Origin of the sequence: Spongiactinospora sp. TRM90649 (assembly GCF_029382225.1) — a bacterium.
In the GTDB taxonomy this organism is placed as follows: Bacteria; Actinomycetota; Actinomycetes; order Streptosporangiales; family Streptosporangiaceae; genus Spongiactinospora.
The window spans coordinates 398813-414394 of sequence record NZ_JARLTC010000005.1 but is presented as its reverse complement, the minus strand read 5'-3'; the positions used below and the strand labels follow the sequence as shown (position 1 = coordinate 414394).

Sequence of the window (15582 nt, the reverse complement as noted above, 5' to 3'; positions counted from 1 at the left end):
ACCGGACCCCCGCCGGGCGTCACCCGCCCGGCGGATTCCGGTCTACGCCGCCCGGCGGACCCGGAAGATCAGGACCACAGCACCGGGTACCAGATCAGCTCGCGCCGCGCGAGGATCCGGACGTCCCGGTACAGGACCGTGAACACCCCGACCGTGATGAGGATCACGCCGGTGATCAGGGCGATGCGCCCCGGCCTGGCGGTGAGCCACCGGCTGACGCGCTCACCGGTGCCGAGCGCGAGCAGCACGAAGAGCACCGCCATGATCACGATGTTGCCGGCCGACTGCAGCATGAAGGCCAGCGCGCCGTACAGCGGAGTGTGGCTCTCGGCGGCGTCCCGGGACGGGAGGATTCATCCCGCCGGGGGATCAGCCGTTGAGGTAGACCGCGAGCTGGGTCCTGTCGCGCAGGCCCAGCTTGCGCAGGACGGCGGAGACGTGGTTCTTGACCGTCCCCTCCGTGATGTAGAGGCGGGCGGCGATCTCCTTGTTCGCCGCCCCGGCGCTGACCAGCCGCGCCACCTCGACCTCCCGGGCCGAGAGCTTCTCCTGGCCGTGGAACCCGCCCCTGCCCGGGGCGGTGGCGCGTAACTCGGCCACCAGGCGGGCCGCCACCGGGCTCGCCAGCACGGTCTCGCCGCGCGCCGCCCGGTGGATGGCCGTGACCAGCTCCTCGGGCGAGCAGTCCTTGATCAGGTAACCGGCGGCCCCGTTGCGCAGCGCGCCGAAGATGTAGTCGTCCTGGTCGAAGGTGCTCAGCACGATCGCCGCGATCTGCGGGTGCTCGCGGCTCAGGTGGCCGATCAGCTCCACGCCGTCCATCCCCGGCATCCGGGCGTCCACCAGCGCCACGTCGGGCAGGCAGCGGGGCACCGCGCGCAGCGCGGCCCGCCCGTCGGGGGCGTCGGCGACGACCTCGATGTCCTCCTCGATCTCCAGGAGCTTGCGCAGCCCCTGCCGCATCAGCACCTGGTCGTCGACCAGCAGCACCCTGATCGTCATATCGGCCGCACCCCTGCCCGGATGTCCGTCTCGGGCCGCTCACGGACGACGCCTCCGGGCTCGTCGTCCCGGCGCTTTCTGCGAAGCGGCGGCAGCCTCAGTCCTCGCCTGGTCGCGGCCGGCTCTGAGCCTGGGGCGCGGGTGGCCGTGGGCACCTCGGCGCGCAGCTCGAAGCCGCCGCCCGCGGCGCTGCCGCCGGTCAGCTCGCCGGAAAGGGCCCTGGTCCGCTCGGCCAGCGAGGTGAGGCCGAAGCCGCCGTCGCCGCCGTGGTCCTGGCCCTTGCCGTCGTCGGTGATGACCAGCGTGACGCGGTCGTCGCCGAAGGTCAGGCGGCCCCGCACGTGCCGGGCCTCGGCGTGCCGCAGCGCGTTGGTCAGCCCTTCCTGCAGCACCCGGTAGAGGACCAGCTCCACGTCGGGTTCGAGCAGGCGCTCGCGGCCCTCCACCTCGAAGGCCACGGTCAGGCCGGTGCCGTCGAAGGAGGCGGCGAGGCGTTCCAGGGCGGCGCTGCCGACCCGGCCGTCCAGCGCCAGCGGGCGCAGCGCCCGCACCCAGCGCCTGGCGTCGGACAGCGCGTCCCTGGTGACCTCCTTGGCCTGGCGCACCTCGTCCCAGGCCATCTCGGGACGGCGTTCGCGGTAGCGCTCCGCGTTCTCCAGGCCCACCTTGATCACCGTGAGGTAGTGCCCGATGGAGTCGTGCATCTCGCCGCCCATCCTGGCCCGCTCCTGCGCCACGGCCAGCTCCCGCACGCGGTCCAGCAGGCCCTGGGCCTCGGCCCTGCGCAATCGCGCCTCCAGGACGGCCGACGTCATGCCCAGCACGAACGCGGCGAAGACCGCCATCGCGCCGACCTGGGTCAGCGCGTCGAGCACGGTGCGCCCGAAGAGCAGGGCCATCACGAAGATGGCCACCGACATGCCGCCCAGGATCGCCGAGGCGGTGCGCATGCCGTAGACGAAGGCCAGGTTGGCGATGCCGATCAGGGTCAGCAGCATGTGGGTGCCGTAGGAGCCGGTCAGGCCGAGCGCGAAGGTGGCGGGCAGGAACAGCAGGGCGGTGAACTGGTGGCCGGGCGCGGGCTTCCAGGGCAGCACCAGCCACAGGCTCGCGACGGCGACGACGTTGATCGCGAACAGCACGCTGTGCAGGGTGTCGTCCGGGCGGACTATGTAACCGGCGACCGTGGCGACCAGCACGATCCAGAAGACCACGCTGAACAGCGTGGGCCGGTCGGGGGCGCCCGGCCAGCCGCCGCGCGAATCGCTCCGCCACCGCAGACGTGCCATGTCTCCGACATTAGAGTCCGGATGGCGGTGTGCCATCCCCCTTGAGCAGTATGACCATGGTCATGGTGGCTTCTACCCGCCGCTCGATGCGCCTCCGAGGGGATCTTCCTAGCGTCTGAGGCAACCAGTTGGCGCCCACCCAGACATCCGGTACGGCATGCAACTGGTGCTGCTGAGCTGCACACTCACCGTGGCCGGGCTGGTCGTCCTCAACGCCCGGGCTCCCCGCGCGGTGCCGCGGGGAGCCGTGGACGCCTGACGCGATGGTCAGGAGCGGTGCAGCAGGCCGGACAGCGCGGAGGCCGTTTCGAGCACGACCTCGCCCTTGGACGAGTGGCGCACGCTGACCCGGGCGCGGTTGGCGGCCGACAGCGCGAACCTGCCGTTCAGGTTGATCTCGACCCGGCCGTCGGCGCTCGCGTGCAGCCGGGCCGGGCGGTTGACCGGCCAGGCGTAGTCGACGAGCCTGCCGTCGGCCGTGTGCCGGGTGAGGGCGACCTCGACCAGCTCACCGGCGGTGAGCCCGCGCAGGGCGACGAAGGCGGTGAGGTCCGCCCACACCGCTACGTTCGGCGCGATGCTCTGCCCACCGGCCGGGTGCCATCCGGCGGTGTCCTTGCGTTCGGCGGACCACCATGGCTGGAAGTCCACACTCGGGGGGACGACGACCTCCTCGCTCAGGCCGACGGACACGATCTCGGGCATCTCTTCCTCCGGTTCTGGGGTGGTCGGGGGGACCGTCGGGCCGGGCTTCGGTGCTCCGGCCCGGATCCACGGGTAGACGGACGGGCCGGGGCAGTCGGTGGCGTAGCCGTCCCGGTGTCCCTTGATCTCGGCGCCGGCGTCGCCGCGCTCGCGCAGGTAGTCGCGGGCGCCGTGGAAGGCGCGCTTCATGGAGTCGGTGATCCGGGTGACCCCGGAGGAGCCGACCAGGACGAGGATCGCGTAGTGGCCGGAGTTCAGGCCCGCGCCGTTGGCGGCCGGGAGCACGTGCGGGCCCCGGCCGATCATCGCCCGGTCGTGGCCGCACACGACCATGCTGTAGCCGATGTCGGACCAGCCGTTGCCGTTCATGTGGCCGTTCTGGATGCCGCGCACCGCGGCCCGGCAGGCGCCGTGGTCGGTCAGCGTCGCGGGATCGACCCGTCCGCCGGTGTAGTGCGCCTTCACGCCGCGCGCCGAGGCGAGGCGGCTGGTGGCGCGCGGCGGCCGGGCGCCCCATGAGGCCCGGCTCTCGATAACGGTCATGTCAACACCTTCCGTGTGGCGCGCGCGGCCGTCCGGCGGCCGTCCGGGAGTGCGGGGTGTGCGGAGAACCCTCTTTTCCCGGACGGCGGCTTTCAGTCCCCCGAGGCGTCCTCAGGGCGCGGCCGGCCCGCACGCCTGTCGCGTGCAGGGCCAGCTTGGCGTATTGGGGCGGCTGAATGCCTGCTTTTGCACCACTCCGCTATACAACGCGTGCCCGCCCGGTGACCCCGGCGGGACTACCCGCGAACCACCGCGCCGCGCCAGGGCCCCTAGGGGGAGGAGTTTTTCCGCATAAGGGTGGTTGTGGGGATTTCTCCGGTGTGTCCGGTGGATACCTTGAAGATGATGCCGGTGTCAACGGCGAACTCGCCGAGAAATTGTCCGGAGCCGATTATCGAGGTGCGCGATGTGTACTCACGAGCCTTCCTGTCCCTCCCCGTACGCATTCGATCGTGAGGCCGCGCGGCGCGTGGCCGCCCATCCGGAGCAGGGATGGAGCCTGTTGTGCAACGGTGTCGTGCTGTTCGAGGACACCGGTGAACTCCTGCCCGACGGCCGCGTGATTCCGCCGCGGCGACCAGTCGGTCTTGTCATGGCCAAGGCCGCGTGAGGCCCCGGCGCGCATTTGGAACGACCCCCTATCCGGGCGGCCGGTCATTGTCTAACCTCTGAAATCTGGAGGTGGCGATGAAGGTCGTCGGAAGTGCCGTGATCGGTGTGGAAAGACCACGGCTGTGGACCGCCATGCGCGATCCCGGTGTGCTGGTCCGCACGATCCCCGGCTGCAAACGCCTTGAAGAGGTCGGCGGCGACGCCTACCGGATGACCGTCGCCGCCGGCGTGGCCTCGATCAAGGGCGTCTACCAGGGCGAGGTCACCCTTTCCGACCTCGCCGAGCCGGAGGGCTTCACGCTCAAGGCGAGCGGCCAGGGCGCGCCCGGTACGGTCGACGCCACCGTCCGGGTCCGCCTCAGCGACGACGACACGGGCGGCACCCGGGTCGAGTACGACGCCGAGGCGGTGATCGGCGGCATGATCGGCGGCGTCGGGCAGCGGATGCTCGCCTCCGTGGCCAAACGCACCGCCGCCCAGTTCTTCACCGCGATCGAACGCACCCTCTCCGTCCCCGCCGAAGTGCCCGCCCTTGTGACGGCCGCGGGCGCCGCCGACGCGCCCGCCGTCACGGAGTCCGTGCCCGCTTCGGCGGTGGCGGGGGCGCCCGAGACGGCCGCCGCCGGTCCCAGGGTCTTCACCCGCCCCGCCGAGTCGTTCCGTCCCGGCCTCCCCGACAAGGCGCTGATCGCCGCCTTCGGCACCGGGGCCGGAATCGCCCTGGGCAGCGCCGTGGTCGGCTGGCTGCTCGGCCGCACCGCCAAACGCCGCTGACGGGCGCGGCGCCGCGTCCGGGGCCGGCGGATGCGGAACGCATGGGTTGTGACGGAGTCTCGCGGAAGAGGATCTCCAGGCGTAACGTGGCGGGTATGCGGGAGGCACGCGCGGATGATGCTCGGAGCCAGGCCAGGCAGCTGATCGGCGATCTCCTCGGAGACGAACGCCCGACCGCCGGGGCGCTGGTCCGCCAGGCCGTGGCGTCCCTCGGCGAGGCACGTGCCGAGCGCTGTGTCGAACTGGTCCGCTGGGCCCCGCTGACCCGCAGGTCTTCTGAGCTGGCCTCGGTCGCCGGGCTGGTCATCGGCACCCGGGAACTGGGCGAGCAGTGGTGGCGGCGGGGCCGGGGCGGCAAGCTGCCCGCGCCCGACGAGGCGCTGGCCACCAGCGCCGCGATCGAGCCGTGGACCGACCTCACCGTACTGGAGATGCTCGCCGCCTGGATCGCCGACGACGCGGCCGACGAGCGCTGGGGCGCGGCGGTCGCCACCGCCGACCTCAACTCCTGGCAGGCCGAGGACCGCATCGACCTGCCGCCGGGCGCGCGTCCCGGCGACCGGGTGGTGGTCGGCTTCGACGCGGGCGGGCGTCTCGACGCCGTGGTCGTGGAGCGTGCCGACGAGGAACTCGGCTCCAACCTGGACTTCGCCTCGCTGCGTTACTCCCGGCCCGCCGAGGCGCAGTGGAGCTGGGGCGTGGCGGCCGGGCTCGGGCCGCACCCGCTCGAAGGCGAGAAACCCGACCCCTACGCCGAGCCCGTTGAGATCGGCGCGGCCGACCCGCTGCGCACCTGGGCGCTGCGCCACGGCGCGACCGTCGAGCAGGCCGGGCCCCCGTGGTGGCGCAAGGGCGAGGTGATCGCCGCCATCGAGCGGGTCGACTGGATGTGGCGCAGCGGCGAGTGGTTCGCCTGGTGGCGGGCCGTGGCGGCGCTGGTCGACGGCGACAGCGCGCAGCTCGCCGCCCGCATGGACGACATGGACGACACAGACGACGCCTCGTGAACGCCCCCGCGCACCGGGGCGGCGCCCTGACGACACCTGACGACACATGACGATGCCCGGCATGGTCCTTCGGCAGGGTCCGCCGATTCGGCGCGACCCGCGCGCTGGGTAGACACGCATCATGCGCAATGTCCGGATCGGAGTGGACACGGGGGGCACGTTCACCGACGTAGTCGTGGTGGACGAGTCGACCGGAGAGATCACCACCACCAAGACCCCGTCCACCCCGGCCGACCCGGCGGAGGGCTTCCTGGCGGGAATCCGCAAGGCCCTGCCCCCGGAGGCCGGTTCGACCGGCGTCGCCGGGATCGTGCACGGCACCACCGTCGCCACCAACCAGCTTCTCGAAGACCGCATCGCCGACCTGGGCTTCGTCACCACCGAGGGGTTCGAGTCGATCCTGGAGATCGCCAGGCAGAGCGTCCCCGACGGCTACGGCAACTCCTACTTCTGGGTCAAACCACCCCGTATCGTCCCGGCGCACCGGGTGCGGACCGTCGGCGGGCGCCTGGACCACCTCGGCCGGGAGGTCCGGCCCTTCGACGAGGATCAGGCCGTCGCGGCGGCACGCTGGTTCGCCGAGCGCGGGATCACCGCGATCGGCGTGTGCCTCCTGCACTCCTACGCCGACCCGGTCCACGAGCGCCGGATGCGCGACGTGCTGGCCAGGGAGCATCCCGAGGCCGTGGTGTCGCTGTCCAGCGACGTGCTGCGCGAGTACCGCGAGTACGAGCGGTCGGTGACCACGCTGGTGGACGCGGCGGTCAAGCCGACCATGCGCCGCTACATAGCGGGCCTGTCCGCGCGGCTGTCCGCGCCGTTCTCGGTGATGAAGAGCAACGGCGGGGTGCTCTCCGCCGCCGAGGTGGTGCACCAGCCGATCACCACCGTGCTGTCCGGCCCGGCCGCCGGGGCGCTGGGGGCGGCGGCCGTCGCGGCGGCGGCGGGCCGTCCCGGGGTGATCACCCTGGACGGCGGCGGCACCTCCACCGACGTCGCCGTGGTGATCGACGGCGAGCCGTCCCTGACCACCGAGGGGACGATCGGCCGGTTCCCCTGCAAGATCCCGATGATCGACGTGGTCACCGTGGGCGCGGGCGGCGGCTCGGTGGCCTGGGTCTCCCCGGAGGGCACGCTCAAGGTCGGCCCGAGGTCCGCCGGGGCCGATCCCGGCCCGCTCTGCTACGGCAAGGGCGGCACCGAGGTGACCGTCACCGACGCCCACGTCTACCTCGGCAGGGTCCCCCCGCACCTGCTCGGCGGCGAGATCCCGCTGGACGCCGCCGCCGCGCGCGCCGGGATCGAGACGCTCGCGGGCGCGCTCGGCCTCACCCCGGAACGCACCGCCACCGGCGTCCTGGAGGTCAGCGCCTTCAACCAGGCCAACGCGATCCGGCAGATCACCGTCAAGCGCGGGCTCGACGTGCGCGACTTCCCGCTCGTCACGTTCGGCGGCTCGGGGCCGCTGCTGGCCTGCCGCCTGATGGACGTCCTCGGCCTGCCCGAGGTGATCGTGCCCGCCGACCCGGGCAACCTGTCCGCCTTCGGGCTGCTCACCGTGGACGTCAAGAACGACTACGTCCGCACGTTCGTCACCCGCGATCTGCCGCCCGGCGACGCCGGGGAGATCTACGCCGAGCTGGAGGAGGAGGCCGCGGCGGCGCTCGCCCGCGAGGGGTTCCCCCGCGACCGTCAGGTCTACGCGCGCAGCGCGGACCTGCGCTACTACGGGCAGGCGTACGAGGTCAGGGTCCCTGCCCCGGCGGGGCCCATCGACGAGGAATGGAGGACGGCGGTGCTGGACGGCTTCCACCGCGCCCACGAACGCCTCTACGGATACGCCTACCGCGACGACCCCCGCCACGCCGTGGAATGGGTCAACCTGCGCGTCTCCGGCATCGGGCCGATCCGGCGGCCCGCCATGCGCCGCCTGGCCGCCGGATCCGGGCCGCCGTCCGCGCCGCCGGCCCGGACGGTGTTCTTCGACACCTGGTGTGAGGCCCCGATCCTGAGGCGGGCCGACCTGGGGGCGGGCACGGTGATCACCGGACCGGCCGTCATCGAGGAGTACGGCTCGACGCTGCCGGTGCACCCCGGCTTCACCGCGACCGCCGACGAGCACGCGAACCTGATCCTGCGGGGGGCGGCCCGATGAGCGCCGGGCACGCCTCGGCGGGCAAGGCCGACCCCGTCCTCGTGGAGATCGTCGAGGGCACCCTGGCCTCGGTGGAGAAGGAGGTCGAGACGGCCATCGCCCGCACGGCCCGCTCGCCGATGATCCGCGACGCCCACGACTTCCGCGCCGGGATCCACGACGCGCGCCTGCGCAAGCTCACCGGCAGGTCGTACTCCGCCCTGGTCCAGCCGATCGTCCGCGACTTCCCCATCGCCGAGATGAACCCCGGCGACGTGTTCTTCCACAACGACGTCTACCTGTCGGAGGGCGGCATCGGCCACCTGCCCGACCTGTGCGTCACGGTGCCGGTCTTCCATGACGGCGAGGTGGTCGCGTTCGTGCAGGCGTTCGGTCACCACGACGACATCGGGGGCGCGGTGCCGGGCTCGATGCCCTCCCACGCCACCAGCGTCTTCGAGGAGGGGCTGATGGTCCCGCCGATCAAGCTGTGGGACCGTGGCGTGCCCAACCGTGCGGCGCTGACCATCATGACGCGCAACTCGCGCATGCCCGACTCGCTGGCCGGCGACCTCGACGCCGAGTGCTCGGCCTGCCTGATGGGGGCGCGCCGCCTCGGGGAGCTGTTCGCCCGCTATGGCAGGCGGCCGGTCGAGGAGTCCTTCGACGCCATCATCGGCAAGACGACCGAGACCTTCCGCAGGGAGCTGCTGGCGAAGATCCCCGAGGGGGTCTACACCTGGGAGGACTACGCCGAGCACGATGGCGTGGACGAACCGCGCCTGCACACCCAGCGGATCACCCTCACCGTCGACCACTCGGCCGCCACGCCGCTGACCATCGACTTCACCGGCACGTCGGCCCAGGCCAAGGGGCCGATCAACCACGCGGGCGACTACGCCGACGGCGTCTTCCTGAAGAAGTGGCTGGCGCCGATCCTGCGCAACCTGGCCGACTCGCCCGAGCGCATGGCCGAGCTGGACGTGAACGAGGGCGTCGTCCCGCTGATCAAGATGATCTTCCCGGAGAGGGGCACCCTGCTCACCCCGATCTTCCCCGCGCCGACCAACGCCCGCACGTTCGTCATCCTGCGGCTGCTGGGCGTGCTCGCGGGCGTGCTGGCCAAGGCGACGGGCGGGCGCATGCCGGCCGACCAGGAGACCATCCGCTACACGGGCGTCCACGGCACGGCGGAGGACGGCTCGCCGTACCTGATGCGTGAGGTCCTCGGCGGTGGCTCCGGCGGGCGCTGGTACGCCGACGGGGAGGACACGATCCACGTGGTGCCCGACTCGCGCAACATCCCGGTCGAGTTCGCCGAGGCGCGCTGGCCGCTGCGGGTCGAGCGCCTGGGCCTGGCCGTGGACAGCGGCGGCCCCGGCCGGTATCGCGGTGGCCTCGGCTACGACAAGCACGTCCGGATGCTGCGTGACGCGTCGTTCATGTCCATCGCCGACCGTTCCATCCTGTCCTGCTGGGGCGTCAACGGCGGGCGCGCCGGGCGGCCCTTCCTGGTCACGGTGGCGGGCGAGGAGATGGAGGGGCTCGTGGACGCCCATCCGGTGCGCGCGGGCGAGATCATCCGCATCCGCACGACCGGGGGCGGCGGCTGGGGCTCGCCGTTCGACCGGCCGCCGCAGGCCGTCGCCGCCGACGTGCGCGACGGGAAGGTGTCGCCCGAGGGCGCCCGCGACGACTACGGCGTCCTCCTCGACGAGGACCTCACCGTGGACGAGGCGGCCACCGCCGCGCTGCGCGCGCGCCTGAGCCGGACGACGGTCCCGTTCTTCGACCGGGGCCCCGGTTACCTCCGTCTCTCCGGCGATACGTCAGGGGTGATACCCCGCCCTGAGTGACGGGTGATCGGCCGGGCCTGGCAGTGTGGCTCATACCGGGTGGAATGTCAGCCCCACTGGGGATTGGGCTAGGCTCGGCGACCACCATTGGAGGCTGATCTTGCTGACACCTCTCGACGACATCGTGGTGCTCGACCTGTCGCGGGCCCTCGCGGGGCCGCACGCCGCGCAGATGCTCGGCGACATGGGCGCCCGGGTGATCAAAGTGGAGCATCCGTCCGGCGGTGACGACTCCCGTGGGTGGGGGCCGCCGTTCGTCGGGCCGGACCACGACATCTCCACCTATTTTCTTTCGGCCAACCGCAACAAGCAGTCCATCACCGTCGATCTGAAGGACCCCGAGGGCAAGGCGCTGATCGAGCGGCTGGTGCGGCACACCGACGTGCTGATCGAGAACTTCCGCACGGGGGTGCTCGACCGCCTGGGCTTTCCGGTCGAGCGGCTGCACGAGCTGAACCCGCGCCTGATCGTGCTCTCCATCACCGGTTTCGGCCACGACGGGCCGGAGGGCGGCCGGCCGGGGTACGACCAGATCGCCCAGGGCGAGGCCGGGCTGATGAGCCTGACCGGGCCGTCGGCGGACGAGCCGTACCGGGTCGGGGCGTCGATCGGCGACGTGCTCGCGGGCATGTACGGCGCGTACGGCGTGCTGGCCGCGCTGCACGAGCGCGGCCGCACCGGGCGCGGCCGGGTGGTGCGGACCTCGCTGCTCGCCGGGATCGTCGGCGTGCACGCCTACCACGGCACGGCCTGGACGGTCGGCGGCCAGGTGTCCGTGGCCGGTGGGAACCACCACGCGACGATCGCGCCCTACGGGGCTTTCCGCTGCGCGGACGGGATGATTCAGATCGCGGCCGGGAACGACGCGTTGTGGCACAAGGTCGCCGTCCTCCTCGACATCGACCCTGATATACCGAAATATGCGACCAATAGAGAAAGATTCGCCCATCGTGATGAGCTGATCGCCGACATGGAGAAGGCCCTGGCCGCACACGACCGAGCGCACTGGCTGACCGCGCTGGCCGCCGCCGGGGTGCCCGCGGGCGCCATCCGCACGCTCGACGAGGTCTACGAGTGGGAGCAGACGCGCTCCCAGGGGCTGCTCGTCGAGGTCGAGCATCCGGTGCTCGGCCCGATCTCGCTGCCAGGACCCCCGGTGCGCATGGACGGCGCACCCACCGCCCGGCACACCGCCCCGCCCATGCTCGGCCAGGACACCGAAGCCGTCCTGACCTGGCTTTCCGGACTGGAGGACCGCGAGCGGTGACGCTCCCTCCTCAGGGCCCTCCTCAGGGCCCTCCTCAGGGCCCTCCTCAGGGTCCTCCCCAACGTCCCGACGCACGGGCCCTGATCGGCATCGTGCTCGACCCCGACTCCTTCGAGTCCTGGGACGAGCCGCCGATCGACCGGGCCGAGCCGGGATCCGCGTACGCCGAGGAACTGGCGGTGGCGCGGGTGAAGACCGGCTACGACGAGGCGGTGATCACGGGGGAGGGACGGCTCGGCGGGCGCAGGGTCGCCGTCGCGGCCTGCGAGTTCTCCTTCCTGGCCGGATCTATCGGGGTCGCCGCCGCGGAACGCCTGGTCTCGGCCGTGGAGCGGGCCACCCGCGAGGGCCTGCCGCTCCTCGCCGCGCCCGCCTCCGGCGGCACCCGGATGCAGGAGGGCGCGCTCGCCTTCACCCAGATGGTGAAGATCACCGCCGCGGTGGGGGCGCACCGGGCGGCGGGCCTGCCGTACATCGTGTACCTGCGCCACCCGGCGACCGGTGGGGTGTTCGCCTCGTGGGGGTCGCTCGGGCACGTCACCGCCGCCGAGCCGGGCGCGCTGATCGGGTTCCTCGGGCCGCGCGTGTTCGAGTCCCTGCACGGCTACCCGTTCCCCGAGGGCGTCCAGGTCGCCGAGAACCTGTACGCCCACGGCCTGGTGGACGCGGTGGTGGGCGCCGGGGACGCCAGGGAGGTCGCCATCCGCGCGCTGTCGGTGCTGGCGGGCACGGGGGAGCCGGTGCGGGCCTCCGGCCCCGAGCCCCGCGGCCCGGCCCGCCCGGTGGAGGCGTGGGACGCGATCACCCGCTCACGCCGTGACGACCGGCCGGGCGTGCGCGCCCTGCTCACGCTGGGCGCGCGCGACGTGACGCCGCTGCGCGGCACCGGCGCGGGCGAGGACGACCCCGGCCTGCTGCTCGCGCTCGCCAGGTTCGGCACCGCCCCGGCCGTCGTACTCGGCCAGGACCGCAGCAGGCAGCGCGCCGTGCCCGGCCTGGGGCCCGCCGGGCTGCGCGTCGCCAGGCGCGGCATGCGGCTCGCCGCCGAACTGGGCCTGCCGCTGGTGACGGTGATCGACACCGCAGGGGCCGCGTTGTCCAAGGCGGCGGAGGAGGGCGGCCTCGCCGGGGAGATCGCCCGCTCGCTCGCCGAGATGGTGATGCTGGACGCGCCCACCGTGTGCCTCATCCTCGGCGAGGGGGCGGGCGGCGCCGCGCTGGCCCTGCTGCCCGCCGACCGCGTGGTGGCGGCCCAGCACGGCTGGCTGTCGCCGCTCCCGCCGGAAGGGGCCTCGGCGATCCTCTACCGCAGCGTGGACTTCGCGCCCGAGATCGCCGCCTCCCAGCGGGTCAGCGCGACCGACCTGCGGGCCGACGGCATCGTGGACCGGATCGTGCCCGAGCTTCCCGACGCCGCCTACGAGCACCGCGCGTTCTGCGAGCGGGTCGCCGCCACGCTGGAGTACGAGATCGCCGGGCTGCTGGCGCGGCCCGCGGCCGACCGGCTGGCCGCGCGCACGGCCCGCTACCGCAACCTGGGCACCTGACCCTCGGTCCAGTGGTCTAGCCGGGCGGCACCGGGATCCGCTCGATGCGGATGGAGAAGACCTCCTCGCGCGGCACCACGACCTCGTAGGCCCCGTGATCGACCATCCAGTAGCCCAGGGCCTCGGCCTTCATGCCACTGTGCCCGGTGTAGGCGATGTGCAGCCCGTCGTCGTCCTCGTCCAGGACGACGCACGGCTCGCCGCCGAACGCGCCCACCGTGCGGACCAGGACCAGCGAGGTCAGCTCGCCGCGCGGCAGGGTTCTGCGCCAGTAGCCGGACACCTCGGCGAAGCCCTCCGCGGGCTCCTCGCTGAACAGCACCACGTCGTCGTTCTCGCCGCCTAGCGCGGCGGCGTAGCTTCGCTCGCCCAGCCGGGCCACGAAACCGGAGGCGATGGGCTCTATCTCGGCGCTCACGTCGTTCCTCCGGCGGGCCGCCAGGTGAGCCCGTCATAGCGGCCGAACGGCCGCTCGCCGCCCCGCGTGGTGATGTGCACGATCTCGGCCCCCGCCGGGATCGGCATCGGGATGGTGTGGAACTGGGGCACGACGTATTCCCGCGAGGTGGTGAAGCCGTTGCCCGCGAACGGCGTCGAATCGCTCCAGTCGCCGCCCATGTGCGGGCCGTAGGGCACGACGTAGGTGTCGACGTCACGGGCCGGCCAGCGCATCAGGTAGAGCTCGGGCACCCCCGCCGTCAGCTCCGAGCCCTCGAAGCCGAGGTCGAGTGCGTGGAAGAGCTGCGCCGGGGTGGTCAGCCGGGCGCAGTCCTGCACCCGGTAGACGTAGCCGGAGATGACCGTGCGTTTCCCGGATAGATAGGGCACCAGCAGCCGAGGAGGGATCACCTTAAGCATCAGCGTCCTCTTACCCGGCTCGTTCACGGCGACAAGTTTACGATCTGTTGACCCGCACTACTCAAATGACACGATGATCCAGGCATGGAAGAGTCGCGCGGACCTCATCCGTGAGCGCCGGGTCGAGTTCGATCACCCGTACCTCCGCGCGCGGCCCTAGGTCGCCGTGCACGACGCCGAGCGGATCGACCAGCATGCTGCGGCCGACGCCGAAGCCGTCCTTGACCTCGGGGTTCGGGGCCTGGCCGACGGCGGCGGTCCACATCGTGTTCTCGATCGCCCGCGCCCGGACCAGCGTCACCCAGTGGTCCTCCTTCATCGGCCCGGAGCCCCAGGCGGCGATGACGGCGAACATCTCCGCCCCGGCGTCGACCAGCGCCCTGGCCAGTTCGGGGAAGCGGACGTCGTAGCAGGTGATCAGCCCGATCCGCAGCCCGGCCAGCTCCACCACGGTGGGGGTGGCGCCGGGGATGACCAGGTCGGACTCGCGCGCGGTGAACGCGTCGAACAGGTGGATCTTCCGGTAGGCCGCGCGTACCTCGCCCCGCTCGTCGATGGCCACCGCGGTGTTGTAGACCTTGGGCCGCTCGGGGTCGTCGCCCGGTTCGAAGACCCCGGCGATGACCGGCAGGCCGTGGTCGCGGGCGGCCTCGGCCAGCCCGGTGACGAACGGCCCGTCGAGCGGCTCGGCCAGCCCGGCGATCCGGGAGCCGAACCTGGTCAGCGTGGCCTCGGGGAAGATCGCCAGATCGGCCCCCCTGGACGCGGCCTCGGCGATCGCGGAGACCGTCCGCTTCAGGTTGGTCTCCGGCTCATGGCTTATCTGGAGCTGGCACAGCGCGACCTTCTTCACCCGTCCAGCCTATTGCGCACCAGCTCGCCCCACGTGAGGCATCGCCACACCCATTCCAGCGGGCCGTACCGGAACCGGGCCAGCCACCAGCGGGAGAAGGCGATCTGCACGGCGATGGTGACGGCGCCGAGCCCGAGCCCGGCCAAGTGGGTCTGGTCGGCGGTCAGCAGCGGCAGCGTCAGCAGGATGACCGGCGTGCCGGCCACGTAGTTCGTCAGCGCCATCCGGCCGATCGGGTTGAGCGCCCAGGTGAGCGGACGGCGCAGCGGGGTGCGCAGGAGCAGCAGCAGCCCGGTGCAGTAGGCGAGCGCGGAGATCAGCCCGCTCAGCGGGTAGAGCCCGGCCACGAAGGTGTCGCCGTCGGCGGAGGTGATCACCCAGAGCCAGGTGAGCACGGCCCCCAGCGGGGCGCTGACCAGGAAGACCGGCAGCACCAGGCCGCTCGGCGGGCGGTACTCCATGAACGCCATGCCGAGCAGGAACAGCCCGGGGACCAGCACCACGCCGCCGCCCATCCACACCGCCCAGCCGGTGGCGCCGACGCCGAGCAGCAGCACCGCGAGCCTGGGCAGGAACGACGCCGGGACCAGCACGGCCAGCCCGAACAGCGCGTACGGCAGCAGCACCTCGCCCGGGTTGACCATGGTGTGCGCGAACCCGATCAGCGCGAGCACCGCCAGCCGCCGCAGCAGCACGACCCGGTCGCCGCCCGCCGACCGCAGGAACAGCACCAGGCTGACCCCGAACAGGAAGGAGAAGATCGGGAAGAACCTGCTCTGAAGCAGGTTCTCGACCACCACGTCGTAGGGCACCTTGGCCTGGTCGGAGACGGCCTGGCGGGTGTGCTGCCAGGCGTTGACCACCATGATCCCGCACAGCGCGAAACCGCGCACCGCGTCGAGCTCGTCGATGCGCGCCGCTCGCCGGTGCGGGGTGATCACACCATGAGGCTAGTCGAACGGGCGTGCCGAGAGGTCGAACCCGCCCAGAGCACGCTTCTCCACGCGGGTATACGGGATCGGTATGAAAGCGGCGCACCAGGTGAGGGGCCGGTCCTGACTTAGGGGGCTTGCGGAGTCAGATTTGTGGGTGGAAGGGTGGTCTTCCGGTAGAAGATGGTGAGATGCGGGGCTTC

The 15582-nt window shown here is 72.3% G+C and carries 15 protein-coding genes; 7 read left to right on the top strand and 8 right to left on the bottom strand.

Features of this window, described 5'->3' with window-relative positions; genetic code table 11:
* Nucleotides 1-68: 68 nt before the first annotated feature.
* The 4 genes from P3X83_RS07325 to P3X83_RS07310 form a co-directional block, all read right to left on the bottom strand.
* Complete coding sequence (locus P3X83_RS07325) at nucleotides 69-293, bottom strand: hypothetical protein (protein WP_277304097.1); 225 nt, start codon at nucleotides 291-293, stop codon at nucleotides 69-71.
* 76 nt (nucleotides 294-369) lie between these two features.
* Nucleotides 370-1002: a response regulator transcription factor gene (locus P3X83_RS07320; protein ID WP_277304096.1), complete on the bottom strand. Its 633-nt coding sequence runs from the start codon at nucleotides 1000-1002 to the stop codon at nucleotides 370-372.
* Nucleotides 999-2291: a sensor histidine kinase gene (locus tag P3X83_RS07315; protein WP_277304095.1), complete on the bottom strand. Its 1293-nt coding sequence runs from the start codon at nucleotides 2289-2291 to the stop codon at nucleotides 999-1001. The genes P3X83_RS07320 and P3X83_RS07315 overlap by 4 nt, the downstream gene beginning before the upstream one ends.
* A gap of 267 nt (nucleotides 2292-2558) precedes the next feature.
* Nucleotides 2559-3539: a peptidoglycan recognition family protein gene (locus tag P3X83_RS07310; protein WP_277304094.1), complete on the bottom strand. Its 981-nt coding sequence runs from the start codon at nucleotides 3537-3539 to the stop codon at nucleotides 2559-2561.
* A gap of 406 nt (nucleotides 3540-3945) precedes the next feature.
* Here P3X83_RS07310 and P3X83_RS07305 point away from each other — a divergent pair, with 406 nt between their 5' ends.
* From P3X83_RS07305 to P3X83_RS07275, 7 genes are all read left to right on the top strand, one after another.
* On the top strand, nucleotides 3946-4149 hold the full coding sequence (locus P3X83_RS07305) for a DUF5999 family protein (RefSeq protein ID WP_277304093.1): 204 nt from the start codon (nucleotides 3946-3948) through the stop codon (nucleotides 4147-4149).
* Between the two features lie 77 nt (nucleotides 4150-4226).
* On the top strand, nucleotides 4227-4925 hold the full coding sequence (locus P3X83_RS07300; protein WP_277304092.1) for a carbon monoxide dehydrogenase subunit G: 699 nt from the start codon (nucleotides 4227-4229) through the stop codon (nucleotides 4923-4925).
* Nucleotides 4926-5020: 95 nt separating this feature from the next.
* Entirely contained in the window at nucleotides 5021-5932 is a 912-nt protein-coding gene (locus tag P3X83_RS07295; RefSeq protein ID WP_277304091.1) for a hypothetical protein, read from the top strand.
* A 121-nt stretch (nucleotides 5933-6053) separates the two neighbouring features.
* Entirely contained in the window at nucleotides 6054-8087 is a 2034-nt protein-coding gene (locus P3X83_RS07290) for a hydantoinase/oxoprolinase family protein (protein WP_277304090.1), read from the top strand.
* Entirely contained in the window at nucleotides 8084-9922 is a 1839-nt protein-coding gene (locus P3X83_RS07285; RefSeq protein ID WP_277304089.1) for a hydantoinase B/oxoprolinase family protein, read from the top strand. Before P3X83_RS07290 ends, P3X83_RS07285 begins: the two co-directional genes overlap by 4 nt.
* A gap of 100 nt (nucleotides 9923-10022) precedes the next feature.
* Nucleotides 10023-11189 carry a CoA transferase gene (locus P3X83_RS07280; RefSeq protein WP_277304088.1) on the top strand — a complete coding sequence of 389 codons (1167 nt, stop codon included), beginning with the start codon at nucleotides 10023-10025 and terminating at the stop codon, nucleotides 11187-11189.
* 92 nt (nucleotides 11190-11281) lie between these two features.
* The gene (locus P3X83_RS07275) at nucleotides 11282-12736 is read left to right on the top strand and encodes a carboxyl transferase domain-containing protein (protein WP_346742688.1); all 1455 of its coding nucleotides are present in this window, start codon (nucleotides 11282-11284) and stop codon (nucleotides 12734-12736) included.
* A 16-nt stretch (nucleotides 12737-12752) separates the two neighbouring features.
* On the opposite strand, the gene P3X83_RS07270 is transcribed toward P3X83_RS07275, so the two are convergent.
* From P3X83_RS07270 to P3X83_RS07255, 4 genes are all read right to left on the bottom strand, one after another.
* Nucleotides 12753-13154 (bottom strand): hypothetical protein, encoded by a 402-nt coding sequence (locus P3X83_RS07270; protein ID WP_277304087.1) that lies wholly within the window; start codon nucleotides 13152-13154, stop codon nucleotides 12753-12755.
* Entirely contained in the window at nucleotides 13151-13594 is a 444-nt protein-coding gene (locus tag P3X83_RS07265; protein ID WP_277304086.1) for a hypothetical protein, read from the bottom strand. The genes P3X83_RS07270 and P3X83_RS07265 overlap by 4 nt, the downstream gene beginning before the upstream one ends.
* A 61-nt stretch (nucleotides 13595-13655) precedes the next feature.
* Nucleotides 13656-14447, bottom strand: a complete 792-nt coding sequence (locus tag P3X83_RS07260) for a carbon-nitrogen hydrolase family protein (RefSeq protein WP_277304085.1) — start codon at nucleotides 14445-14447, stop codon at nucleotides 13656-13658.
* Entirely contained in the window at nucleotides 14444-15388 is a 945-nt protein-coding gene (locus P3X83_RS07255) for a DUF418 domain-containing protein (protein ID WP_277304084.1), read from the bottom strand. The genes P3X83_RS07260 and P3X83_RS07255 overlap by 4 nt, the downstream gene beginning before the upstream one ends.
* Nucleotides 15389-15582 lie beyond the last annotated feature (194 nt).